We start from the raw sequence: 26,362 nt of genomic DNA on the forward strand, positions 1-26,362 counted from the left end.
ACTGTCTGACGTTGATCAATAAAATCTCTATTTGAAAGCATTGCGCTCTGAAAAAAATCACAACGCGCACCAATAGACATCTGGGCATGACCTGCTTGACGAACTTTTTGATTGCGATAGGAACGATTCGGCCAAAAATTATTAATAGATGATCAGCTCTTATTGAAACTTGAATCAAGGGAGATCATTAGATGAAAATAGTGCTCAATGCCACGGAGATGGCAGCAATCGATCGAACAACCATCGAAGAATACCAAATTCCTGGCGTAGTCCTTATGGAGAACGCCGGGCGCGCTGTTTTTATTGAAATCGAGAAATATTTGGGAACCGTCATTGGCAAGCATATTGTGATCTTCTGCGGCAAAGGCAACAACGGAGGGGATGGATATGTGATCGCCCGACACCTGGCCAACCGAGGGGCACGGTTATCGGTATTTCTGGCGGGGGCAAAGAACCAAGTGAGAGGAGATGCCCTGGTCAATCTCACTATCCTGAACAGGATGGGGATTCATGTTCAAGAAATAACTTCAGTGGAACAGATTCCGCCATTGGGTTCGATCGATTTGGTCGTCGATGCCCTATTAGGAACTGGGGTTACTGGGCCAGTTGTAGGTTTCCTCGGTCAACTGATCGACTACATCAATCATCTGGGTGCGCCAATCATTTCCGTTGATCTCCCCTCTGGGATGGAGACCGATTCGGGCGCAATATCGGGCTCAGCGATTCATGCCACGCTTACGGTTACCATGGGGCATTTGAAGACTGGATTGTTATTCTCACCTGGCAGAGACGCCGCTGGTAAAATCGTGGTTGCTGACATCAGCATACCAACAGCGGTGAGCCGAAGATTCGACAGCGGACGATACCTCGTTGAAGCTGATGATATCCGACAACGACTTCCAGTTCGTGCCTTAGATGCCCATAAGACCAGTTGCGGCAAGGTAGTTGTGATTGCTGGGTCCATTGGAATGACTGGTGCTGCAACGTTAGCCTCTCTGGCTTCACTCAAAGTCGGTGCGGGATTGACCAAACTGGCCATTCCAGCCAGCCTCAATGCCATATTGGAGGAAAAACTCACTGAGGTGATGACCGTTCCCATGCCGGAGACATCGAGCCACTCGATTAGTTTAAAGGCACAAGATCAAATAGCCGAGCTGTTAGATTGGGCCGATGTGCTGGCGATCGGGCCAGGGCTTTCCACCCATCCAGAAACTGTCGCGTTTGTCCATTGGCTCTTGCGCACCCAAAAAAAGCCAATGGTGTTGGATGCTGATGGCTTGAATGCGATCGCCAAACTCCCCAATTTGATTAAGCACTATAGCGGGGATTTGATCATCACCCCGCATCCTGGCGAATTCGCCCGCTTGATTTCGGCCAATATTTCAGAAATCCAGCTCAACCGCTTAAACATTTTACGCCAATATGCCAAGGAGTGGAACAAAGTGATTGTGTTCAAAGGCGGACCTACCGTGGTCGCTGCACCCTCTGGGGATTTATTCATCAATTCCACCGGAAATCCCGGCATGGCCACAGGCGGTTCTGGTGACGTGTTGACCGGGATGATCGCAGGGCTGCTGGCACAAAAATTATCGCCGACAGATGCGGCTCTGGTCGGTGTTTATCTGCATGGCTTGGCTGGCGACCTCGCAGCTGAATCACTTTCTCAAATGGGAATGATCGCCGGGGATATCTGCGATTATATCCCCACAGCGATCAAACGGTTAACCTCTCAGGCGCCCAGGCCAGCGACATCGCCAGCCAATCTGGTATCGGATGGCGGAATTCTCTGATGAGCATGCTTGCTATCTATCAAAATTTCTAACTTGTCCCATTCGCATCGCAAGATAATCGCAGGCGATAGAGTTTATTGGATCATTCGATCGTTTCAGAATCAAATGTTTCTATCAAACATCTTAGGGCAGACATCATGAGCAAATTCAAACTGTTTTTATGGTTTCAGGGACCAGCGATTGCCTGGGCACTGGCAATTTTCATTCAATCATCGATCTCGTATCTCAACGCTCCAGACCTCGGTTTTGATTGGCAGGATAAATTTTATCACGCTCTCGAGTATGCGATATTAGCGCTGCTCGTTCGGCGCGCTCTGATCTATCAACCCAACTTCGCGGTTCAGCACCACGCCAATTGGTGGACTATTGCTATTGCTTCGTTCTATGCAATTTCTGATGAAATCCATCAATATTTCGTCCCAGGGCGCTCCGCTGACCTGAGCGACGTAGCAGCCGATATTATCGGCAGCACTTTGGTTGTGTCATTCTATTTCGCGGCCAAACAACTTCGACAGCGACGAATTTTATAATAAAGGCTGACAATTCGGCAGCAGAATCATTATTATCCTTGCCATTTGGGATTTGATTGGTCATTCAGATCGAAAAAATTTGAATCTCATCCTACGAGCATGAATCTGAAACCTTGTATGATCAAAAATCGCTCTTGTTCAATATGGTTTTTTGAAGATGATCGGCAGAGTTGTTACGAGTGGTGGGAATGGAAGAGGATTGAGTTTGGCGGCCAAGCCATAGCAATCCCGCTATCAAAATGATCATCAGGGGGATAATTAGCTTCCAGCTCATTCGAAATGGCGGACGCCAAAAGATTATGAATAAAGCCAATACAATGATCGCGAAGGTCGACATGGCCGGTCACTAATCGCTTGTTTGAATGATTGATCTGTCTGATGATAAGACAGCTTTCAGCTCAAAAAAGTTGCTTCTCCAATCGAATTGGAAAGACTTTCTCGCTGCAAAAAATATCGATTTGCCACAGGGAGGAAAGAGAGTGAGAATCGAAACTCGCATTCATGTCATCATCCAAACCGTGCTCTTTGTTTTTGCCAGTAAAATAAATGCACAGGATATTTTTGTGCGAATTCCAACTGCGGTTGTCGGTGGCTCGGCTGGATATTATCGGGCCTCTCTGGATAATTTTTCTCGCTATTACGACAGTCGCTGGGGCAGCTATTTTTCAGCCCAAGCGAGTCTGAAAGTTTATCGCATGACTTACCTATCAATTCAATATGCGAAATTTCATAAGGACCAAGACCAGGCCTCGTTTGGTAGTGCTGAATGGGACCAGCAGTTCGTCAATCTGGGTATCCGATGGTATTATGAAGGTAGCAAGCGCTGGCGTAACTACGCTGGATTTGGCTTCACATTTATTGCGATTCAAGAGAAGCCAGGATTTTCTTTGCTCAGGCCGACTGCATCTGACAAAGCATCGACGCGTGGCAGCGGCTTCTTCTTGGAGATCGGTTGGGATTACTTGATTCTCTCCCCTCTGGCGCTCAATTTGGAGTTCGAAATTAGCTCGGCTGGCGAGGGAGGCAATCCTGGAATTGCCGGATCCAGCCTCGGAGGATATGTCCTCTTGGCAGGGTGCAACCTTCATTTTTAACGCGAATTCGGCGGGGCGATTTTCCAATTATTCAGCGATGGATTTTTTCATCAATCAGCGATAATTCGCCGGTGATAAAAAAACTCTTGAGAGCTTAAAAAACCAAATGTCAAGAGTAGGCAAGCTTGTCACAAAACATGTTCGATGGACTTTGGTCAAAAAATATTAGATGATTCACCTCAAGTGGGCCAATGACAGAACCAGAGATTTTAAAAAAAATCGGTGCAATTGCAGACAAAAAACAAATTGGCGTATGGGCGGTCGGCGGTTTTGTACGCGATAAGCTGTTGAATAAAACTGTCAAGGACATTGATTTCGTCGTTGTGGGGGACGCGCCGCGCTTTGCCAAATCCGTTGCGAAGGCACTGGGTAGTCATGATGTCATCACTTTTCCCAAGTTCGGTACCGCCATGGTCAACTTTGAGGATTATCGGTTGGAATTCGTCACCGCCCGAAGGGAGAGCTATTTCGACAATTCCCGCAAGCCAGTTGTCACCCAGTCCGATCTGGACGCTGATCTGATGCGCCGAGATTTTACTATCAATTGCATCGCCTACGGCCTGAACTCCTACAACTTCGGCGTTCTATATGATCCGCTTGATGGACAACAAGATCTCCATGCAAAAATTATCCGCACCCCATTGGATCCAGTAGTCACGTTTAAGGACGATCCGTTGCGCATCATGCGCGCGATTCGCTTCGCTGCCCAGTTGGGATTCGAGATCGAATCCAAGACCTTTGAAGCATTGAAGCAAATGCGCCAGCGATTAGAGATCGTTTCCCAAGAGCGCATCACTGATGAGCTCAAGAAGATCATCATGGCGCCGCGACCTTCGATCGGTTTCTACTTGCTTGATGAAGCGCAGATTTTGGAAATTATTTTCCCTGAATTGCTATCCATGAAGGGTGTGGAACAACGGGAAGGCTACCATCATAAAGACGCTTTCCACCATACACTCATGGTGCTTGATAACGTCGCTCAAGTGAGCGATAAATTTGAGCTGCGTTTTGCTGCGCTGGTACACGACATCGCAAAACCGGTCACAAAAAAGTTCATTCCTGGCACTGGTTGGACCTTTCATGGCCATGACGAGATCGGTGCCAGAATGCTGCCCAAAATCTGTCAGCGATTGAGATTGCCAAATGCCACGATGGAATATGCGCAAAAATTGACCCGTTTGCATCTGCGACCGATTCACCTTTCCGAAGAGGGCGTTACAGATTCAGCCATGCGCCGGCTGTTATTCCAAGCAGGTGAACATCTGGAAGATTTATTAACGCTCTGCCGGGCAGACATCACCTCGGGCAATCCCCAACGGGTCAAGCAGCATCTCGCCAACTTCGATCATGTGGTTGAGCGCCTTAACGAAGTGGAGCAGAAGGACCGCATGCGCGCCTTCCAACCCCCAGTCCGAGGAGACGAAATCATGGCCGTTTGTGGCATCCCACCGGGACCATTGGTAGGAAAATTGAAATCCATGATCGAAGAGGCCATCTTAGATGCCAAAATCCCCAATGAACATGATGCCGCTTTGCAATATCTGCTGGAAATTAAGGATGAGGTCCTTGGAACTAGGGATCAGGAATCAGGAATTGGCGATTCGAATAGCTAAACATCGTCTGCTATAACGAGAAATTTTAGCCGGATCGCTCCGAAACTAATTTAGGCCCAAAGATTGACTCCCAATAACTAAAATAAATTTTTCTCAGTGACGAGGGAGCGAAGCAATCTTTTGAAACATTGACATTCACTAATAGGATGGTTTCGTCGCTTCACTCCTCGAATGAAAGAAATATACCAGAAGCTGGAGTTTTCATTCAGACACTTATTAGTACTTGAACGAAAACCATTGAATTTGAAGTAACATCGTCATTCCGAACGAAGTGAGGAATCTGGTGATATTGAGATTGTTGAACGGAAAGATTTCTCCCTTCGGTCGAAATGACAAGAAGGCGAGTTTTCGTTCAAGAGTAATTGGTTCTTGTTGCAAAATTATCAAAACCTCATAAACTGTCATGCCTGCGCATGCAGGCATCTCATTTTTTCGTTGACTTTTTCATCAGTTAAAAAAGAGATTCCTGCATTCGCAGGAAGGACATCGTTTCTTTTGATTTCCATTATTGCAAGAGAAACCAATTAGTTTTTGAGAAAAGTATCTTTCACAATATTATTTATAATCTTAATACGGGGAACTTGGTCGCTGCATCTCCGCTTGCAAATTTCTCACAATACATATTCGATCCGTCCCTAAAAAACAAAAGGGATTTAATGCTTTTCATGGACCAAAAGCTTAAATCCCTTAAACATGGCTAATTTTGTCGGGGCGCCGAGATTTGAACTCGGGACCTCCTGCTCCCAAAGCAGGCGCGCTAGCCGAACTGCGCTACGCCCCGTTGCGCACAGCCAAATATAGGGCATTTCAATTTAAAAAGCAAGATTTTTTTTAATAGCTTTGCGCAAGCGTTCTTCAAGCTATTAGGTTTGGAGAGACCCCTCTTTCAGCATTTGCTGCAACACCCTTTTGGCCTGCTGTAATGCCACACCACGATGGCTGATCTTATTTTTCAGTTCTAAAGGCATTTCAGCAAATGTTTGAGCGTATTGTGGCACATAGAAAATCGGATCATAGCCAAAACCGTGAGACCCTCGTTTCTCACTCGTAATAAAACCTTCGCAGGTCCCCTCCACCAATCGTTCGATCCCCGGTCCCACAAAGGCGACGACGCAGCGAAATCGAGCCGTCCGTTGCTCCTTTGGCACCGCCTTCATCAATTCTAGCAGCTTGTTACAATTATCATCGTAGCTCGCACCTTCGCCCGCAAAACGGCTAGAATATATGCCTGGTTCTCCATTTAAGAAATCGACTTCCAGACCTGTATCATCGGCCATGGTTAAAATATGAGTGACGTCGAAGATTGTTCGTGCTTTTTTGAGCGCGTTCTCTGCTAAGGTCGTCCCATCTTCCTCCACCTCTGGAGCCTGCGGGAACTGATCTAATGTCAAAAGCTCGACATCCAATCCAGTTAGCGCGTGCTCGATCTCTTTAATCTTATCTTTATTTCGCGTCGCTAATACGAGCTTCAATTCTACTCTCTTTTCTTGTTCAGTGATCACCTGATCCTCAGAAACTCACAATGACTTGAGCTTCTGGCTGAAGCGATCAGTCAAATTTCATCCTGCCAAAAGAATTGCAATTCATTTGGCGATTCCAATTGGGATCAGCCGTTTCCAGAAAGGAGTTAAGCGTATACTTCCTTTTCGTTGCACTTGCAAACAGCCACCATTTTCTCTTTGAAGCGCCAGGTCCCAAGCTCAGCCTTTTTTTCTGAAGATACGACCTTCACCATATTGATCACTTCTCCACATTTGGGACATTTCTTCGCCTTTAATGCCTCTTGGGCGCCTTTGGCCACTTTGGCTGCAAAACTTCGATCTTTTGCCATTACAATTCTCCTGATTTTTCCGTCAAAAATCTATATTATGAATTTCAAATTTTAGGCGCTATAATTTATCAAAAAATTTGAGAAAGTCAAGAAAAAAGCTTGTTCGCCGAGGAAAATAACTCTTGTTTTTTTGTTGGAATTTAATTATGTTAACATCGTAATAGCTCAAGTTGTTCAAAATGACCGATCATTCTAAAACTTTTTCTTGGAGCTTTGCGAAGATTTTTGAGAGGAGCATGCATGTACCAACGGATTAAGTACGATTTCAAGCAAGAGCTAATCAAAATCAAGGAGTCTGGGCTTTATAAGGAGGAACGCATCATTCTTTCTGATCAGAAGCCCAATATCAGCGTATCATTTCCAGCCGGCGCTGCTCCAAAAGAGGTGCTAAATTTTTGCGCCAACAATTATCTCGGGCTGGCCAACCATCCCCGCCTCATCGAGGCAGCCCACGAGACGCTAAATAAATACGGTTTGGGATTGGCTTCGGTTCGATTCATTTGTGGTACGCAAGACTTGCATAAACGATTAGAGAAAAGAATCTCGGAATTTTACGAGACCGAGGATACCATTCTCTATTCCTCTTGTTGGGACGCGAATGGTGGACTATTCGAAAGCCTTCTCGGAGCAGAGGACGCCATCATCACCGACGCGCTCAATCACGCCAGTATCATCGATGGCATCCGATTATGCAAGGCCAAGCGGTTCATATACGAGCATTCCAATATGAACTCGCTCGAAGAGATGCTCAGAAAAGCGCGCGAAGGAATGGATATTTGGGATGGTCCGGGGCTAGGCCGAGAGCCAGTTCCTGCAAGAAACATCATCATCGCGACGGATGGCGTTTTTTCAATGGATGGTGATATCGCCAACCTTCAGGAGATCGTTCGATTAGCCAATGAGTATGATGCGCTCGTTATGGTGGATGACTCGCACGCGACTGGATTCTTTGGAAAAACAGGTCGCGGATCGATCGAATATTGTGGCGTCTTAGGGAAGGTAGACATTATTACTTCCACGCTGGGAAAAGCTATGGGTGGGGCAACTGGCGGTTTCACAACTGGGAGAAAAGAGATCATCGAAATTCTGCGACAAAAGTCTCGGCCCTATCTGTTTTCCAATACTGTCGCCCCAGTCATCATTGGCGCTTCGCTGGCCGCATTCGATCTGATCTCCGAAAGCGATGATCTGCGCCAACGATTAATGGAAAATACGGCGTATTTCAGAGAGCAAATGACCGCATTGGGTTTCGACATCAATCCAGGTGTGCACCCGATTGTTCCGATCCTGCTCCGGAAGTTTGAAAATGATGCTCAGCTCTCGCAGGCGATGGCCAGAGACCTCTATGAAGAGGGAATTTACGTGATCGGTTTCTTCTTTCCGGTGGTTCCAAAAGGGCAATCGCGCATCCGCGTCCAGATATCTGCCGCCCATACGCGCGAGCAGATCGATCGAGCGATCGCAGCGTTCGAAAAAGTGGGGAAAAAACATGGGGTGATTTAGTTTCGTCGAAGGGTCATTTGCAGCTATTAGGGATCATTGTTAGAGCTCAATCCTCACTGATCAGAAAACAGTGAACAGTAATCAGTGATCAGTAAACAGTAATCAGTGATTAGTGAGCAGTAATCAATGATCACTACCGTTGGGGCAGATGACTTGGTTGGATTGATCTGGTTGCTCATGTAGGAATCTATCTTTCTCGTGTAGCTTCGAAAACGATTAAGGGGTCATATGAAACCACAGCTATTTGCATTGCTCACAGCAATTGCTTGGGGCGTTGGTGGCTATTTTGAAAAAAAGGGCCTTCATTTGGGGCATTTGACGCCACAGGTGGGAATTACGATTCGGACACTCGTGGCGCTCGTAATCTTATCGCTGGTCAGTTATCCTCAATGGAAAATGATCCCTCAGGCCGGTCCAAAAGCATTGATCTATATGATCATCGGTGGCGGCGTGATCGCCGGTTCACTGGGAATGCTATTTTTCTATATGGCCATCAAAGGTGCGCCCCTGAGCCGCGTCATGCCCATCGCATTCACTTCCCCGCTTTTTGGAGCGCTAATGGGATTTATGCTGGCCGGCGAGCCAGTGACTTTAACATCAATTTTGGGCCTATTAATGACGGTCGGAGGCATTGTTTTGCTAACCATCGGGTGATATGACGATCATTTTTGAACAAAATAAATTGGGCCGCTTCGTCGCTGTGGCCTTAGTGTTGATTTCCGTTGCTCAAACGGTCTATTTTCATCCGAAATTGCAACCTCAGGTTGCATCGCATTTCAATTTGATGATGCAACCAGATAAATGGTCATCCAAAAATTCCGTTATGGCGTTTCATCTGGGGATAACTTTCGGTACGGCGGTGCTGTTATATTTCTTGTCCTGGATCATCGGGAAGCTTCCACCAGCTTGGCTCAATCTGCCCAATAAGCATTATTGGTTATCTTCGGAACGAAAAAGACAGACTATTACAACGCTAGCAACTTTCTTGATCTGGCTTGGAAATGTCGTCTTGCTATTTTTAATCGTGACCTTTAATTTGATCTATCAGGCGAACCTAATTTCGGGGCAAAAAATCAAAAATTTCTGGGTTGCTCTGGTGCTGTTTCTCGTTACGATTGGTTTTATGATCTATCATTTGTTCAAGCATTTTGGAACTGTAGCTGGATCGAGATAGATTTGAGCTCTCTTGAAAGGGCAACTTCATTATCAAAAATGAATGAGCCATGCTATTTTTTCATGAGAGATTTGAAAATTGTTATCGCATTATGGCTGAACATGCAGACCAATAAAATTAGCGAAAACGTATTGAGATGGATTGAGGAACGGATAGAATTTGTCTTTGCAGGTCTGTTGTTCGGGATATATTATTTTCGACTCTGCAACACCCAATTTGAATACCAAAGAGGAGAGAGGAGAACTGATGCGGTTTATTATTCGCCTGAGTGCGCTTGAGCCGCGGAACGTGGGGACGATTCGACATGCAGCGCCAAAGGAGTTCCACATTTCGCGGGACGCGCGGGATAAGTACCAATTTGACGAATCGATTTTCACGCTATCGGGCAATGTGATCTTTGCCAATTTTCATGCAGCGCGCAAATTCGCTCAGAAAATGAACGCGAAGCGCGATTTGATCAACTTTCCAGAGCAAACCATTCGCGCCGGGCAACTCAATGCCATGGGATTGATTGACGAGATTTTGCATTACGTGGTTGAACTTTATCGGCAGCAGGCGCAACCGCAGGTCATGAAACAAGCATTGGAGTGGCTGAGCGCCCAATTAGGCCGATCAGAGCTGGAGCGCACGTTACGAAAATTCGCTGAGGAATTCCCAGTCGTGGCAGTCTACCAGCGGAAAATGAGCCTGGAGGATTATCTTCGAGGCGAAACAAACGGCGTACCCAATCTCGAGATCGTGCTGGAAGAGCTGATCCTGTTATGGTTAGCCAACCAAAATCTGGCTTTTTCCCCATTTGCCGAATTGTTCATCGATGAAAAACTGGTTCAGCAGACCAGCTATGTAAAATTGATTGATCAGCTCAAAACATTTTTCGAACACCAGCCCCATTTCGGCCCAGATAATCAGAACTTGATCGACATGCTGCGCAGCCCGGCCATTGCTGTCCCATACTCATTGACTGGACAGCTCCAATACATTTTAGAAAAATGGGGGATGCTGCTGGGTAAATATCTCTATAGATTGCTCAGTAGTCTGGATTTCATCAAAGAGGAAGAAAAGCTGCGCTTCGCTTTTGGACCCGGGCCGTCTTACGTATACGAGTTTCGTGGGGCTGAGGCAGAGCCAGAGCGGTTTAGTGCAGATCGGGAATGGATGCCACGTCTGGTCTTGATCGCCAAGAGCACATTGGTTTGGCTGGATCAGCTCTCGAAAAAATATCGGCGTTCCATTACGCGATTGGATCAGATCCCAGATGAGGAGTTGGATCAATTAGCGCGATGGGGATTCACCGGTTTGTGGTTGATCGGCATTTGGGAACGGAGCAAGGCTTCGCAGCGGATCAAGCGGCTCTGCGGCAATCCCGAAGCCGAGGCATCGGCCTATTCGCTGCATGATTATGTGGTAGCTGCCGAGATCGGCGGTGACGAGGCCTTTTTCAACCTGAAAGAACGATGCTGGCAACGCGGTATTCGTTTGGCCAGCGATATGGTCCCCAATCATACTGGAATTACATCAAAATGGGTGATGGAGCATCCCGATTGGTTCATCTCGTTGGATTATAGCCCGTTCCCGTCCTATTCCTTCAATGGCCCAAATCTGTCCGATGATCAGCGCGTCGGTATCTATATCGAAGATCATTATTACAATCGGACTGACGCTGCGGTGGTTTTCAAACGGGTCGACTTTTGGACTGGGAGTGTCAAATATATCTACCATGGCAACGATGGGACGAGCATGCCATGGAATGATACCGCGCAACTCAATTATCTGAAGCCCGAAGTGCGCGAAGCAGTGATTCAGACGATCTTATATGTCGCGCGCCGCACCCCCATCATCCGGTTTGATGCGGCCATGACATTGACCAAACGGCATTACCAACGCCTCTGGTTTCCAGAACCGGGCACTGGGGGGGATATTCCATCCCGGGCCGAACATGGCTTGACCAAGCCCCAATTTGATCAATTAATGCCGAACGAATTCTGGCGCGAGGTGGTCGACCGGGTCGCTCAAGAAGCGCCAGATACTTTACTTCTCGCCGAGGCCTTCTGGCTGATGGAGGGCTATTTCGTTCGCACCCTGGGGATGCATCGCGTCTACAACAGCGCCTTCATGAATATGCTCAAAAATGAGGACAATGCTAAATATCGCAGTGTGATCAAAAACACAATGGAATTTAATCCCGAGATTCTGAAACGTTTCGTCAATTTTATGAATAATCCCGACGAGCAGACCGCTGTCGCCCAATTCGGCAAAGATGACAAATATTTCGGCGTCTGTACCATGATGGTCACCATGCCAGGATTACCAATGTTTGGTCACGGCCAGATCGAAGGATTCACAGAAAAATACGGCATGGAATATCGCCGTGCCTACTGGGACGAACAGCCGGACTGGAACTTGATCCAACGCCATGAACGAGAAATTTTTCCCTTGATGAAAAAGCGCTACCTTTTTGCCGATGTAAAAAATTTCTTGCTATATGATTTTTATGCTCCGGAGGGCTATGTCAACGAAAACGTGTTCGCTTATTCCAATCGCTATGGCGATGAGCGAGCTCTGGTGATCTACAATAACAAGTTCGAACATGCCCGCGGCTGGATCAAGACCTCAGCGGCCTATGCCGAAAAGAGTGAGGGTAGTGATGAAGTAAAATTAATGCAAAAAAGCCTGGCAGAAGGACTGGCGCTCACCAATGACGCCAATCGTTTCATAATCTTTCGAGAACATGTGAGTGGATTGGAATACATTCGCAGCAGCAAAGCGATCTGGGATCAGGGGCTCTATGCGGAATTGGGCGCGTTCAAGTACCAGGTGTTCCTCGATTTTCGGGAGGTGCAAGATAATGAATGGCATCATTATGCCCAGCTCAATACCTATCTCGACGGCAGAGGCGTTCCCAGCATCGACGCGGCGCTTCGCGAGCTATTTCTGCGGCCAATCCATCTTAAATTCGCGGCTTTGATGAACGCCTATAATATTAACCAACTGTTTGCCAATCGAACCCTCGACAGCACAGCCGTCTCAAATCGCGATCTATTACAAGAGCTAACCAACAAATACACTGAATTACTTGCTGAAATCAAGCATTTCACCGGATCGACCCGTGATGTTCAAACTATTGCCGACGATTTTGGTCATGACCTCATATCGATCCTGCAATTGGAACATCTAGAAGGCCAGTGGGCTTCGCCCAGCACTCGAAAGGCAAAAGCGGCTATCCAGTTTTTAAAGCAATCGATCAACCGCGATTTGTTTCATTGTGGCGTGTTGTTCGGCTATACGTTAATTCGCCAGTTGGGGCGCGTGCTGACGGAGCAAGATTATGAAGCCCAAAGCCGAAGCTGGATCGACGAATGGTTATTGGGGAAGATCGCTACTACCGCGTTTCATGATCTGGGAATCAATGATCAACAAACCTTGCAGGCGATCGCGTTAATAAAAATACTGACCAGTCATCAGCATTGGTTTCAATCTGATAACCAGAAACCTGGTCGCGCCTATCACATCTTGGCGCAATTGTTGGAGGATCAAGAGGTGCAGCAATTTATCCAGGTCAATCGTTATCAAGATATTTTATGGTTCAACAAGGAGGCGTTCGAAAGTATTATCGCTTGGCTATTTGAAATTGCCGTCATAGAAATTATCGGCGATCCGGGAGCCGATCGACGAGAACAAATGGCCCAGTTAGTTGCCACTTTCAATCTCATCGAACAATGGCAGAAATCTGAGGAACAATCTGGATATCAGGTGGAGAAATTGTTAGAGGGGTTGAAATCCAATCAATGAATCAAATGAAATCTTTGCTCCTCATTGACAGCGGAAAATCGATTTTCAAATTGATGTCATTTGCCGATGCCGTTGCTCAAGAGACCTATCAGCATGAAAGGTCACACAGGTCAAGCATCCCGAATGGCCAGGTTTTCCTTTGAGATGCTTATCGAAAGCTTCGGATAAAAATAATGATGGAATAATTGAGATATCATTATGCTGCCGTTTAAAAAATATCGACGCCGTAAATTGATGAACAAACCTTTTCCTGTAGAATGGCTCACAATTTTGCAGCGCAATGTGCCTTATTATCGGAGGCTTTCAGTTAGCGAACAGAAGGAATTGCAAGGATTGATTCAGATTTTCATCGCCGAGAAACAATTTGAGGGTTGTGGAGGGCTTCAGATAACCGATGAAATCAAAGTGACGATTGCGGCTCAAGCTTGCATGTTGCTGTTGGGGAGGGAAACAGACATCTATCCTACCCTTCGATCGATATTAGTCTACCCAAGCGCTTACCTTGCCCCCACAAAATACATCGAGGGCGATCTCTTGGTCACCGAAACATTGGAGGCTCGGGCTGGAGAATCGTGGTCGCACGGCTACGTGGTCCTCTCTTGGGACGAAGTGCTGAAAGGGGCCTCGGACGTTCATGACGGCCACAATTTGGTTTTCCATGAATTTGCCCATCAATTGGATGAGGAGACTGGTAGAGCCGATGGCGCCCCAGTCCTGCCACATCGCTCTATGTATATTGCATGGGCGCGCGTCCTGAGCCGCGAATATAACCAATTGATCAAAAGCATCGAATTGAATCGGCCGACTTTTTTGAATCAATATGGAGCGATCAGCCCAGCCGAATTCTTTGCCGTTGTGACAGAATTTTTTTTCGAAAAACCGGTGGAATTGAAGCAGCATCATCCAGCGCTCTACGAGCAGTTGCAGCTATTTTATTATCAAGACCCGGCCAGCCGAAAAACGGGGCAGTAGCTGTACAAGACTCTCATTTTGTGATTTGTTTAGTCCACCTTTACCTCTTTTACCATGTAAACTACGATCCCGTCACATACTGGGCTAAGGCTGACCTTTTTTCTTTTTCTCGAATATCGCAGAAAATCTTCCTGTCTTAGCCTTCCTGCATCCTTCGAGGCATGGAAAAAATCCTTTTGGTTGAACAACAACCCTTCATGGGCAATGGCAATTCCCTTGGCAAATAGCTCTTTTTGAATGACACCAATCCCGCAGACGACCGGCAATTTAGCAAGTAGTTCGGGTGTGATGAACTGTCGAGGAATATATGGGAGGGTGATCTCTTTTTCCCAATCAAGAGGCAGAAAATGAGTCCCATCGCTCTGCCGATTCAACACCAAATGGATGGTATCGAGTCCTTCGGCTGGGACCAGTTGAGTGGTAATCAGCTCAAAATATGGAGATGTCAATAGCCGATCTGAAGTGAAGTGGATGCGATTTTGGTAGAAAATTGGATTTTTGCCTTTGGGCTGAGGGTAATAATTCAAATATGCCATTAGCGATTCGGCCTGATGATAGCTCTTTGCGCTGGCCAATGCCATATTCGTCAGGACAAAAGCGGTACAGTTGGTTTTATCGATACGGAACACTGGATTTGGCTCAAAACCAGCCCCATCTCCGATCGCTTTGAAATTATACGGTGTGTCCAGTCGCAATTGCGCCAGCACATACAATCGGGTTTGAAAATCATGGAATTGATGATGAAGCCGTGGCAACAGTTCATCAATCTCAGCGGTCGATAGTTGAAAAAATTTTTTGGAACGGGGCAGTAGACTTTCTATTGCGCCTGCAGGAATCAGCAACATGAGAATGAGAACCAATCTTATCATCTATGAGTTAACAAAGTTTTAGCTTGAACAAAATTTCGGATCAGATGATCAGAATTGATAGGAAAAGGTGGCGCGATTCAAATAGCCAATAGCGCCGAACGAGGAGAGACCGTAATCGAATGCCATTTGTTTCCATTGAACGCCCAATCCCAGCGACAACCCGGCAAATTTATCGTCGTTGGTCCCGATTTTCATATTCCTTCCCAACGAACTATAACCCAGCCGCAAAAAAACACCTTCGGCCAGTGTAAATTCACCGCCAACATTGAACTGAATGTCATCATCAATGTATTTATTTGCTGCGACGCAGTAAACGAGTGGCAAGTGAGCCAATTTTTTTGAGAAACCGATGACCAAGTTTAGCGGCATCGGATCTTTATGATCCAGAAAGGCATCGATGGTGCTTCCCAAATTGAAAATTCCCAGCCCGACATTCATATCTTCTATAAACGGGAGTTGATAAATCAATCCGAGATCGAAGGCGACCCCAGTGGCCGAATATTGGTCGATCGAGGAATAGATCACCTTAGCTGAGCCACCGATCATCAGATTTTGTCCCACCATTCGGCCTAATGCCGATTGCAAACTCAGGCTGCCAGCGCTGAAATCACCTAATCGATTGCCAAGCTCATCAGTCTGTTCAAAATTCCCGTAATTCATATAATTGATGCCGATGCCCCATTGCCCAATCCCCTTGAACGGCTGAGCATAACCGATAAAGCCTGAATTGAAATCCAGCACGTGATTGAGATAACTGGCGGAGGCGATTCGGCCAGAAATCGTGGCCAATCCCGCAGGATTGAAATAAATCGAATGGATATCGCCAGGGATGGAGATAAACGCCCCTGCCATGGCACTGGGACGTGCGCCAGGAGGTGTTCTGAGAAATTCAAATCCTGCTGTACCAGTGGCAGAAACCGCCAATGGTGCGCAACCTAACAACCATGCTGCTATCATCACAAAGGAACGATACCATCTGCGTCGCATAATCTGCTCCAAAAAATCCAAAATTTTTCTCCCATTCTCCGCCAACTCGCCCGAATCTTTTTAACATCGAGCGACACGATAGCCTATGGGGACAAGCGATTCAATTTGCGTTTGCCTATTTAACTTTGCTGGGGAAGTTTTGTTCACTGCTAAGATGGATCTCGCTATTCCATAGTCGAATAGTCGAGCTGTTGCCGGAATCTCAGCTTGGCTTGTTCAATGACTTCGATCGCCTGTTCTCGGCTGCCCCAGCCATCGATACCAGTCTTTTTTTCCTCGAGATCTTTATAAACCAAGAAAAAATGCTCGATCTCTTTCAATAAATGCGGGGGCAGATCCTCCAGGATTTCGATGTGGTTCCAATAAGGATCGCCGATTGGCACACAGACGATTTTCTCATCTGGCCCCTTCTCATCCCACATTTTGAATAGGCCAATTGGCTTCGATTCGATGAGACAACCAGGGAAGGTGGGCTCGGTGACCAGCACCAGCGCATCCAGCGGATCGCCGTCCTCACCAAGGGTATCCTGAATGTAACCGTAGTCACTGGGATAATGGACAGCAGAAAATAGCATCCGATCTAATTTGATCGCCTTTTTCAATGGATCGTATTCGTATTTGTTTCGACTGCCCTTGGGAATTTCGATCCGAACATCGATGGTAAAGCCAGTTGATTGGTGTTTCATGACATAGGACCAAAAAATAGAATCATAAGAAGCGTTTGCCAAATCGAATCCGATGTGGCAAACGCTTCAATTGAACGGCTAATTTCCAATTTGCAGCGCCAGATAGTTCTCAGCTCCCATCTGTGAGATCTGATCTAACTGGGCTTCGATCTCGTCGGCGTGGCCCTCTTCATCTTGCAATAAATCCACAAACACCTCTCTGGTGCCTGCGTCGCCGACTTCGTGACAAACTTTGATGTATTCTTGATAATTTTTAATCGCATCAAGCTCCGAGGCCAAATCCTTCTGAAATTGCTCTGGGACGGTTTTGCCGATGTGGATCGGATTCAGCGTCGAAACGATCGGAATGCCTTCGAGAAATAAAATTCTTCCGATCAGTCGCTCCGCATGCTTCATCTCAGTGATCGCCCGCTTTTCTATCTTTTCATGAAGGATTTTGTAACCCCAATTATCACACATTTCGCTATGAACCATGTACTGGTTAATCGCTGTCAACTCATCTGCTAAAGCTTTATTGAGTGCTTCAATCACTTTTGGATTACCTTTCATTTTGTCCTCCGAAATAGTTATGGTTTTGTCAGGTAGATAATCTTTTCATTTCAAATGTTATGATTGTTTCGAGCTATTTTTTTAGAGCAAAAAATTCTCGCACTTTTGCAGCCATTTGACCTTCTGTCATTTTGTCCGCCACCTCAACCGCGGCAATTTTGGGCGCTAATTGCTTTGATTTCTTTATCTCCTTCTCAAGTTCGAGCTTGGCATTACCTGGACCAAAAATATAGATTTTCTGAGCGTCCTTGATCTCCTCGATGATTTTCTGATAATATTTGTGCAATTGTTGCTTCCGTCGCTCGGTGAGCTTTCGCTCTGTGGCAACTTCTTGTGGGCCATAGGGAGTAGCGCCTCGTGAGCCCCCAAGGGTCTTGATGTGGCTTTCGACCTGAGATTCGATTTTGCTGATCTTCTCTTGTCCATCAACAAGCGAAAGGACAAATGCTTTCTCGTGATCGATCCACAGTCCAACGTTCTTTGCCATAATACCCTCCTCTTCTGAGTCAATTTTGCTCATGCAAAATTATTAAACAACCCGCTTCTCAAAGCTTTACCCGAACCATCTCAATACCATTTTTTGGATCGCTCCTCCATGCTGCACATTGATAAAATTTTTCTCCCCGATGATGCCGCTCAGTTCAGTTCTTTATCCTCGGCTTCGGCAAAACACCAATTTTGATTCATCTCGGTGATCTGTCCAATAAGCAAAAGTTTGGAGTGAAACTGTTCATGAAACTGCCCGAGTTTATTATTTGGACCTATTTTATAGCTAAGCGTCAGGTATGGCGGCGCCATAGCTCAGCAATCAGTTCGCGCGTTTTGAGATAGCCTATTAAATAGTCCTCATCTCTTTCGAATTCACAAAACAATAATAAATCCAATCTTGTTTTAGCAATCTTTGAACGTCTATGCTACGATTCCGTTCCTCAGGCAAGCAAGATTTTATCGCTGATCGCTTATTCCCCCCACGTTGCAATATAACCACGCACATCGAGATGAACGAAAGGACCGTGGGAGGCATTGGCTTTATAACTCGCCAGCCCGCCAATGAACCGGTGATGTTCTGGAAGGGTTTGGAGCTGCTCAATGATCTTATGGAGCACCTTTGCATCCTGAATATCGATGGATCCATCCCGATTGAGATCGTCCATCATCCCGTCTTTTGGATTTTCATCGATAAAAATATCCGCTGCAGCTCCCCAACAGTGCCGGCTGTATCTCACATTGCCAATAGCCTGATTATAATGCGGCGTCCGATAGCCACTCATGATTTGAAACGTGGTGCAAGGATAGCCTTTGGCATTTACTTCTTCCAAGACTAATTCTAATTTTAAAATCAAGCGTTCTTCCAGCACGACATATTTGGATGCTTCACAATCCTGTTTGCAGAGAAATTGGTATAATTTAAAATGTGGCGAAATGGCGGTCTGCTCTAATTCGCTGGTCACTTCGATAAATCCGTGCGGTGGCTGGTAAATCTGTCTTCCTTTCAATGGTTTGTCTGGATACTTACCAATCCGATAATGGTTTAGATATTCGCCTTGCAGCTCAGCGAAAGGGATCATGACCAACACATTTAAAGTGATCGAATCGCGAATGGCGCTTTGACGGCAGACCTTAAGCGGATAAAGTCCCTTTTTGTCCGGCGCTTGCCATTGCCATCTGTTACCAGTCTCATTCAATATTTTGCCCCCTGATATTCGAAGCTCATATCTTGCATATTTCGATGAGTCGTGCACACTTAACTGCAGCACCTCATTGGGTAAAACAAATACTCCCATCACCCGATAAGGCGTGACTTCGTCTTTGAAAGCGACGCTGAAGCTGGCCTTTTGAGCGGAAAATTTTTGGGGAGCATCGCCAGCAAAAACCTGCCAAGCAACAGATAAAAAAAACGCCAATGGCATTAAATGATGCCACATAGGCCATTGCCTTCGGTAGAAATATCGGATCATGTTAGCATTGCTCGCTTAGAAAAAATCAGTTGAATGAACAAACGAAATCAATTGGCATTGCATTCAAGATTAATAGCGCTGCTTATCCCTATATCTAAAGGATAAAGGGGTGGGTAGACTTCTATCATATCTCAATAGGTTTAAACCAACTCTATAACGAATGGCGAACTCTTGCTCTAATAAATTCTTGGTCCAGCAAGGGTTCGCCATCATCTTCCTTGTCAGTTCCTAAAGCAATTGCTTGAGCTTATTGAGCGAGAGATCCTGAACCTCTTTATGAAGCGAATTTCCATGTGAATCCATGGTAACGACAGCAGGGAAGCCTTCGACTTGCATTTCCCAAACTGCTTCTGGGCTGCCGAATTGCTCCAAGTAGACATTGGGGATTTTTTTCACGCATTGGGCATAGATTTGGGCAGCTCCGCCGATGGCATGGAGATAAACCGCTCCGTAGTTTTGGCATGCGCTCAGCGTTTTGGCCCCCATCCCTCCTTTGCCAATCACCGCTTTGATCCCAAATTTGCCAATAATCTCGCCCTGATATGGCTCTTCCCGAATCGACGTGGTTGGACCAGCCGCCATGGTCTTGTACTCCCCATTCTGTTTGAGAATCACGGGGCCGCAGTGATAGATAACGCCGTTCCGAATCTGGTCCAATTCACCCCCCTCGTAAAGATATTTATGCACAGCATCACGACCAGTAAAGATAGTGCCATTCAACACCACAATGTCACCCACTTTCAACGATCTGATTTCTTGCTCGCTGAGAGGCGTGTTGAGGGTTTTAATATCCCCAGCAGGGATTTTGAAGGTAGCTGGAAAGTCTATCGGCCGATCAAATTCATCAACAGGCTGATAGAGCCATTCCACCACATCGCCATCTTGATTCAGCACAAAGCCCCGGCGACGATATGCCCAGCACATATAGGCGATGGTGACAAAAAACGATGCTGGCAGGCGATTGCGCAATCCAATCTTGCAGCATCCAATGGTCATTTTGCCACCAAATCCCATTGGACCGATCTCCAATTCATTGGCCTCTTGCATAATCCGCGATTCCAAGGCAGCTAACTCAGGGATTGAGTTGGTATCATCTACCTCACGAAGGAGTTGATATTTGGCCCAATCGTACCCACTGGCGCGATCGCCGCCTATACAAACTCCAAGGAAACCAGGGCTACACCCTTTCCCCTGAGCCTGATAGACAGCATCCAGGATGCAGGCGCGAACCCCCTCCAAATCTCGGCCAAATTTTTTGCCGTTGAATTCACCAGGGAGCTTATATTGCGCGCTCATGTTTTCGCAGCCTCCCCCTTTCTGAATCAAACGGATATCAATATGTTTGTCGTAAGTCTGAACGAATTTAAAGCTCGGGCTGCCCGGCCCAAGATTTGTGCCCGAATTCTTCCCAGTCAAACTATCCACAGAGTTCTGCCGCAAATACCCTTTGGCTGTGGCTTGTGCCACCGCATCCTCGATCGCTGCTTGCAGAGCAATTTGATCGAATCCCACTGGACATTTCACATAGAAGGTCAATAACCCAGTGTCCTGACAAATTGGCAATGAATTGCGCTTTGCTAATCCTATATTTTGCATGACAAGATCTAGGGCAAAATCAGCTTTCGAACCTGGAGCTTCAAGCTTCTTTTTAAGGCTTAAGACTTGTTCCACATCCTGAGGCAAAAAAGCAGAGGTCCTTCGAATAAGTTCAATGATTTGTTCGGTAAATTTTGCCTTATCCATTTATCCTCCTATCAAAATGGTGGGAAAACATCTCGTGGCAAATCTCTGAAGCTGCTTTTTCCTATGCGCTTTGTTCAAATTAAATCTACTAAAAAAATTTCTATTGGTCAAGCTAAAAATTTGCTATCCAATTTTCCCGTAGGGAACTTAATTGTCCTCATTTGCTAAGTGAATGCAGTCTAGCTGCATCTACTAATCTGACATTTGTTTTCTGTCAATTTGACAAAACTTTCTCACTCTGACATTTTTTCGTGTTCCAATGACAAATTTAAAAAAAGAGGTAATCGGATAATCATCTGTATTCAAGCGATTTATCGATGTGACAGAAATGTGGCATGTAATTTGCGAAGGAAATGGATTGAATATCTTGCTCAGTTATTATTGATGAAATAGTGGCATAATGAACTTTTATGATTTTGAGATGTTCTTTTATTAGGCGAACATGCGTTCAGCGATTTTGCGCAACACAATAGCGGCTGCTTTTATCGGTTTGATCCAGCAGCCCAGCATTCCACGATGATGATCGCATTGTGCTGTTTCAAGCGATCTTGACTGAAGAAAAATTTCATCGACTCATTCTGACCAGAGCGATTAATTTTGGTGTTTTTTTCTCCAGAAGTGTATGAAAGTGTTTATCTAATTTTTATGGCTTCGATTTTAATTGAAAAACCGTTTTTATCTCTTTCGACATTCGTTGAAATACTTGAGTTCGAGATTCAAAAATTTAAATAGAGGAAATTGAATTATGAGTGAATATAAAAAAGATTTTTCACCCCGAATACCGACAGTGCTCCCGATTATCCCGTTGCGGAATGAAGTGCTGTTTCCGCAGCAACTCTTGCCTATTACCATTGCCCGGGAGCGGTCGTTGAAATTGATTGAAGAGACTGGCAAGGATGATAATCTGATTGCAATTTTGACCCAAAAGGAACAGACGATTGAGAATCCTACCACTGATGAGTTGTATCATATTGGTACGGCCGCTCGAGTCATGCGGACCATCGATATGCCCGATGGGAGCAAGACGATTTTGATTCAGGGGATGTATCGGATCAAACTGATCACGTTTATTCAGGATACACCTTATTTCAAAGCGATCTTTGAGCCATTGCGCGATATCATGAATGAAAAAGATCGCCCTGAAATTGACGCATTGGCGGCAAATTTGAGAAATATCTTCAAACGCGTTGTTGATCTGTCCAATGAGATCACTTATGAACAGTTGGTGATGATTTCCAATATTCGGGACCCTGGGGTTCTGGCAGATATGACTTTAGCATTTGCCAATGTTTCGATCGAGGACAAGCAGGATGTGTTGGGCACGGTGGATGTGAAGGAGCGCCTCAATAAGGCCAATATCATCATTAATAAAAAGCTTCAGACCCTGGAACTGGGCGAGAAGATTCAATCCGACATCCAGAGCAAATTTAGCAAGACCCAGCGAGAGATGTATTTGCGAGAACAATTAAAAGCGATACAAAAAGAGCTGGGCGAAGATGCGGATACATCTGAGATCAAGGAGCTCAAGCAGAAAATCAAAAAGGCGAAGATGCCCGAGGAAGCGCGAAAAGTGGCAGAAAAAGAACTCGAGCGCCTGTCGCAAATGCATCCCTCTTCGGCTGAATATACCGTTTCGCGGACCTACCTGGACTGGCTGATCGAACTGCCGTGGAGCATTAGCACCAAGGACAATCTGGATATCAAAGCGGTTCAGCAGAAATTGGACGCGGATCACTACAACTTGGATAAGGTCAAGAAGCGAATTTTGGAATATCTGGCAGTCAGAAAACTCAAGGACGATATGAAGGGGCCAATCCTCTGCTTTGTCGGTCCCCCTGGAGTTGGCAAGACCTCGCTGGGCCGCTCCATCGCCGAAGCTATCGGCAGAAAGTTCGTGAGAATATCGCTGGGTGGCATTCATGATGAAGCAGAGATCCGAGGTCATCGCCGCACCTACATCGGTGCCCTCCCGGGACGGATCATTCAGGGGATTAAAAAAGCCGGTTCCAATAATCCAGTTTTCATGCTTGATGAGATCGACAAAGTCGGACATGATTTCCGCGGTGATCCTTCTTCTGCGCTGCTGGAGGTTCTTGATCCAGAACAAAATTTCTCGTTTAGTGATCATTACCTGGAGGTTTCGTTCGATCTGTCAAAGGTGATGTTCATCGCCACGGCCAATATGTCGGACCCGATCCTGCCTGCATTGAAAGATCGAATGGAAATCATCGAAATCCCCAGCTATGTGGAGGAGGATAAAGTTCATATCGCTTTCGATTTTCTGATTCCCAAGCAAATTAAGGAGCATGGCTTGACCAGTGATCTAATTGAGTTCACCGAGGATGCGGTCAAGACAATTATCAATTCCTACACTCGTGAAGCTGGGGTGAGAAATTTGGAACGCCAGATCGCTTCGATCTGCCGTGGGGTCGCAAAAGATGTGGCTCAAATCGACGACATCAAAAAGGCCACTAAGAAGATCATCACGGAAAAAGAAGTTGAAGAATATCTTGGTCCGAAGAAGTTTTTCCCCGAAACAGCCGAACGCATCAACGAAACTGGGATCGCCATCGGATTAGCCTGGACGCCAGTTGGGGGCGATATTTTGTTCATCGAGGCATCGAAAATGAAGGGCAAGGGCAATTTGAAGCTCACGGGGCAGCTTGGCGACGTAATGAAAGAATCGGCTCAGGCTGCATTGTCCTATATTCGAGCTAAGGCCGAGGAGCTGAAAATCGATGACAATTTCCATGAAAATTATGATATTCACATTCACATCCCAGCCGGTGCCATTCCTAAGGATGGTCCCTCCGCTGGCGTGACATTATACACGGCCCTGTTATCTCTGCTCACTGGGAGAAAGGTCCGAAGCGATGTGGCGCTAACAGGGGAGATCACGCTGCGAGGGCTAGTGTTGCCAGTGGGTGGGATTAAAGAGAAAGTGTTGGCTGCGCATCGTGCTGGAATTCGCACCGTCGCGCTGCCGAAGAAAAACGAGAAAGACCTGGTAGAAATTCCTGACCAGATTCGAAAAGAAATGAATTTCGTCTTCCTCGAAAAAATGAGCGAAATTGAAGAGCTTATGCTGGAGAAAGAAGAGCAGCCGAAAATGGCGCTTAGCGCAGCCGGCTAAACGGACTCTTAGCGCACTGAACTCTGCTGAAAGAACAGTTCCCTCTGGATAACATCCATCGTCGTGCAGAGAAAGAGTTAATTCATTACTGGAAATTACAATCGCTATCTCAAATGTTCCTCAGCGGAGCAAATTTCTAAGCATACTAGTGAAGCTGTATTTTGCCCATAGAGCCATAGCTCTATGGGCTTCCTTTGTCTTAATAAGCCAATGGGTGAATTTTGATGACGAAGAAGATCTTTATATGACCGAATTTTGTCATGAGCAAGTCAATCCAGAAAAAAGATTGCCGAAAGCATTCCTGCATAAAATATCCAGAATTACTTTCCCAGGTCAAATCAATAGATCCATTCGTCTTTTTCTTGATTCCATCCCGCATTCATCAGAGCGCGATTCCTTTTAAATTTTTGCGGTGCATGTCTCGTTAGAAATTCATTCTGATTTTCGCTCTAATAAAACGACCACTTCGCAATGAGCGGTGTGGGGGAACATGTCGATCGGCTGGATTTTGCTGATTTGATAATTGCGGTCATTCACCATTGCTTTCAGGTCGCGGGCTAACGACGCAGGATTGCAAGATACGTAGATAATCTTGTTTGGCTGTAATTGAATGACTTTTTCTGGTAATTTTGGATGCATCCCGGAGCGCGGCGGATCGATGATCACCGTGGTAGGCCGACCATGAACCTGCATAAATTTGGCAGGATCTGCTAATTGATCCTTCAGATCCCCTTGGATAAAATCACAATTGTTCACCGAATTGAGTTGGCAGTTGATCAGGGCATCCTGAATCGCTTGAGGCACCAATTCTATTCCGATCACCCGCTGGACCAACGAGGCAATAAAAATGGCAATGCCCCCACCGCCGCTGTACAGATCATAAACGATATGATGATCTTCGAATTGGCCCCAATCTGCGATAAGCTGATACATACGTTCTGCTTGTCGAGTATTCGTTTGAAAAAACGAATTGGCAGAAATTCGGTAACGCCGATCCCCCAGCCATTCTTCGATATACCCAGGGCCAAAGAGAATATGCTCTTCATCACCAAATGCGATTTGCGCTTTTTTTCGGTTAATATTATGAACCATTGTGGTGATGAACGGAAATGCACGGGATAGCTCTTGCGCTAATTGTTCAATCAAGCGGGTCCCATTAGGATTTTCTGCGGTAACCAGGTTCACCATCATCTGGCCTGTTCGTTTCGATTGTCTGATGACCAAAAACCGCCAAAAACCGCGATGATCGCTGGTGCAATAGGCGGGAATTCCGCTCTCACGGGCATAGACTTTCACAGCATTCAGCACTTTGTTGCTTTGTTCAGATAACAATAAGCATTCGTCAATATCCAAGACTTTATCATAATAGCGTGGTACGTGAAGTCCTAACGCGAAATTCTTTTCAATTGGATGGCCAGATTGAATTTCTGTCTCCATGAGCCAGCGCTGTCGTGCAAATGAAAATTCCATTTTATTCCGATAATAATACAGATCAGGAGAGGGGAATGTAGGTAACACATCAAAGTTAGTGAATCCGCCGATATGAATGAGGCTATCCACTACCTGGCAATGTTTTTGGGCAAGCTGTTGCTGATAATCCAGATTCTGAAATAAACAGCCGCCACATACACCAAAGTAACGGCATGGCGGTGGTATTTCAAATGGAGAATGCATGAGGATTTTTAAAAGCTTTGCCTCAGCAAAATTCTTTTTGGAGCGAACGATCTGAGCCTCTACGCGTTGCCCTGGCAGCCCTCGATCTACAAAAATTGTGTAGCCGTCATGATGAGCAACAGCCTGACCACCGAATGCGATAGACTCCAGATTCAATTCTACAATCGCTCGTCGTTTCAATTCTGGCATAATGAATTCTATTGTTTCAAACTGAGACAACGTATTTGTCTGAGACAGAGAGATACATCAAACTCCGCTGCTTTTGTTTTAGTGCCAATTGCGATAACTCTAAAACATCCCGAGATTAATCTCCATTCCGATAACTTCAAATAATCGCCCAAATCTTGGCATATGATTTGTTTCATTTAAAAGCGAGTTAATAAATCACCAAATCGATGCTCTGAATCGTTCCAGTGAAGTCAGGTTATTATGCAGAGGAGGTACCCGATTTAAAAAATCCAACCTAA

20 protein-coding genes and 1 tRNA gene are annotated in these 26,362 nt (G+C 45.9%); 10 read left to right on the plus strand and 11 right to left on the minus strand.

Features of this window, described 5'->3' with window-relative positions:
• Positions 1 to 191: 191 nt before the first annotated feature.
• From ONB37_00855 to ONB37_00870, 4 genes are all read left to right on the plus strand, one after another.
• On the plus strand, positions 192 to 1,790 hold the full coding sequence (locus ONB37_00855) for an NAD(P)H-hydrate dehydratase (GenBank protein ID MDZ7398689.1): 1,599 nt from the start codon (positions 192 to 194) through the stop codon (positions 1,788 to 1,790).
• Positions 1,791 to 1,927: 137 nt separating this feature from the next.
• The gene (locus tag ONB37_00860; GenBank protein ID MDZ7398690.1) at positions 1,928 to 2,320 is read left to right on the plus strand and encodes a VanZ family protein; all 393 of its coding nucleotides are present in this window, start codon (positions 1,928 to 1,930) and stop codon (positions 2,318 to 2,320) included.
• A gap of 479 nt (positions 2,321 to 2,799) precedes the next feature.
• Positions 2,800 to 3,414 carry a hypothetical protein gene (locus tag ONB37_00865; protein ID MDZ7398691.1) on the plus strand — a complete coding sequence of 205 codons (615 nt, stop codon included), beginning with the start codon at positions 2,800 to 2,802 and terminating at the stop codon, positions 3,412 to 3,414.
• A 191-nt stretch (positions 3,415 to 3,605) separates the two neighbouring features.
• Positions 3,606 to 5,027, plus strand: a complete 1,422-nt coding sequence (locus ONB37_00870; GenBank protein ID MDZ7398692.1) for a CCA tRNA nucleotidyltransferase — start codon at positions 3,606 to 3,608, stop codon at positions 5,025 to 5,027.
• Between the two features lie 706 nt (positions 5,028 to 5,733).
• Here ONB37_00870 and ONB37_00875 read toward each other — a convergent pair.
• From ONB37_00875 to ONB37_00885, 3 genes are all read right to left on the minus strand, one after another.
• Positions 5,734 to 5,808: transfer RNA gene (locus ONB37_00875), tRNA-Pro, on the minus strand.
• An 82-nt stretch (positions 5,809 to 5,890) separates the two neighbouring features.
• Positions 5,891 to 6,529 (minus strand): XTP/dITP diphosphatase, encoded by a 639-nt coding sequence (locus tag ONB37_00880; protein ID MDZ7398693.1) that lies wholly within the window; start codon positions 6,527 to 6,529, stop codon positions 5,891 to 5,893.
• A gap of 125 nt (positions 6,530 to 6,654) precedes the next feature.
• A complete protein-coding gene (locus ONB37_00885; protein ID MDZ7398694.1) occupies positions 6,655 to 6,858 on the minus strand; it encodes a hypothetical protein in 204 nt (67 codons plus the stop codon).
• Between the two features lie 240 nt (positions 6,859 to 7,098).
• On the opposite strand from ONB37_00885, the gene kbl reads away from it, so the two are divergent.
• The 5 genes from kbl to ONB37_00910 all read left to right on the plus strand — a co-directional run bounded on the left by kbl (position 7,099) and on the right by ONB37_00910 (position 14,296).
• The gene (kbl, locus tag ONB37_00890) at positions 7,099 to 8,361 is read left to right on the plus strand and encodes a glycine C-acetyltransferase (protein MDZ7398695.1); all 1,263 of its coding nucleotides are present in this window, start codon (positions 7,099 to 7,101) and stop codon (positions 8,359 to 8,361) included.
• A 228-nt stretch (positions 8,362 to 8,589) separates the two neighbouring features.
• On the plus strand, positions 8,590 to 9,015 hold the full coding sequence (locus ONB37_00895) for an EamA family transporter (GenBank protein MDZ7398696.1): 426 nt from the start codon (positions 8,590 to 8,592) through the stop codon (positions 9,013 to 9,015).
• A 1-nt stretch (position 9,016) separates the two neighbouring features.
• Positions 9,017 to 9,535, plus strand: coding sequence for a hypothetical protein (locus ONB37_00900; protein ID MDZ7398697.1), 519 nt, complete (start codon positions 9,017 to 9,019; stop codon positions 9,533 to 9,535).
• A 246-nt stretch (positions 9,536 to 9,781) separates the two neighbouring features.
• On the plus strand, positions 9,782 to 13,324 hold the full coding sequence (locus ONB37_00905) for an alpha-amylase family glycosyl hydrolase (protein MDZ7398698.1): 3,543 nt from the start codon (positions 9,782 to 9,784) through the stop codon (positions 13,322 to 13,324).
• 198 nt (positions 13,325 to 13,522) lie between these two features.
• Positions 13,523 to 14,296 carry a zinc-dependent peptidase gene (locus ONB37_00910; GenBank protein MDZ7398699.1) on the plus strand — a complete coding sequence of 258 codons (774 nt, stop codon included), beginning with the start codon at positions 13,523 to 13,525 and terminating at the stop codon, positions 14,294 to 14,296.
• 29 nt (positions 14,297 to 14,325) lie between these two features.
• On the opposite strand, the gene ONB37_00915 is transcribed toward ONB37_00910, so the two are convergent.
• The 7 genes from ONB37_00915 to ONB37_00945 form a co-directional block, all read right to left on the minus strand.
• Positions 14,326 to 15,141 (minus strand): DUF1460 domain-containing protein, encoded by an 816-nt coding sequence (locus ONB37_00915; protein ID MDZ7398700.1) that lies wholly within the window; start codon positions 15,139 to 15,141, stop codon positions 14,326 to 14,328.
• A gap of 72 nt (positions 15,142 to 15,213) precedes the next feature.
• The gene (locus tag ONB37_00920) at positions 15,214 to 16,152 is read right to left on the minus strand and encodes a PorV/PorQ family protein (GenBank protein ID MDZ7398701.1); all 939 of its coding nucleotides are present in this window, start codon (positions 16,150 to 16,152) and stop codon (positions 15,214 to 15,216) included.
• A 164-nt stretch (positions 16,153 to 16,316) separates the two neighbouring features.
• Positions 16,317 to 16,838, minus strand: a complete 522-nt coding sequence (locus tag ONB37_00925) for an inorganic diphosphatase (GenBank protein ID MDZ7398702.1) — start codon at positions 16,836 to 16,838, stop codon at positions 16,317 to 16,319.
• Between the two features lie 78 nt (positions 16,839 to 16,916).
• A complete protein-coding gene (gene bfr / locus ONB37_00930; GenBank protein MDZ7398703.1) occupies positions 16,917 to 17,387 on the minus strand; it encodes a bacterioferritin in 471 nt (156 codons plus the stop codon).
• Between the two features lie 73 nt (positions 17,388 to 17,460).
• Complete coding sequence (locus tag ONB37_00935) at positions 17,461 to 17,874, minus strand: hypothetical protein (GenBank protein MDZ7398704.1); 414 nt, start codon at positions 17,872 to 17,874, stop codon at positions 17,461 to 17,463.
• Between the two features lie 472 nt (positions 17,875 to 18,346).
• Positions 18,347 to 19,345 carry a D-Ala-D-Ala carboxypeptidase family metallohydrolase gene (locus ONB37_00940; GenBank protein ID MDZ7398705.1) on the minus strand — a complete coding sequence of 333 codons (999 nt, stop codon included), beginning with the start codon at positions 19,343 to 19,345 and terminating at the stop codon, positions 18,347 to 18,349.
• Positions 19,346 to 19,573: 228 nt separating this feature from the next.
• The gene (locus ONB37_00945; GenBank protein MDZ7398706.1) at positions 19,574 to 21,088 is read right to left on the minus strand and encodes a fumarate hydratase; all 1,515 of its coding nucleotides are present in this window, start codon (positions 21,086 to 21,088) and stop codon (positions 19,574 to 19,576) included.
• A gap of 745 nt (positions 21,089 to 21,833) precedes the next feature.
• On the opposite strand from ONB37_00945, the gene lon reads away from it, so the two are divergent.
• Positions 21,834 to 24,221: an endopeptidase La gene (lon, locus tag ONB37_00950; protein ID MDZ7398707.1), complete on the plus strand. Its 2,388-nt coding sequence runs from the start codon at positions 21,834 to 21,836 to the stop codon at positions 24,219 to 24,221.
• A gap of 432 nt (positions 24,222 to 24,653) precedes the next feature.
• On the opposite strand, the gene rlmD is transcribed toward lon, so the two are convergent.
• Positions 24,654 to 26,084: a 23S rRNA (uracil(1939)-C(5))-methyltransferase RlmD gene (gene rlmD, locus ONB37_00955; protein MDZ7398708.1), complete on the minus strand. Its 1,431-nt coding sequence runs from the start codon at positions 26,082 to 26,084 to the stop codon at positions 24,654 to 24,656.
• Positions 26,085 to 26,362: the final 278 nt, after the last annotated feature.

This window comes from candidate division KSB1 bacterium, from assembly GCA_034506395.1.
Classification (GTDB): domain Bacteria; phylum Zhuqueibacterota; class Zhuqueibacteria; order Thermofontimicrobiales; family Thermofontimicrobiaceae; genus Thermofontimicrobium.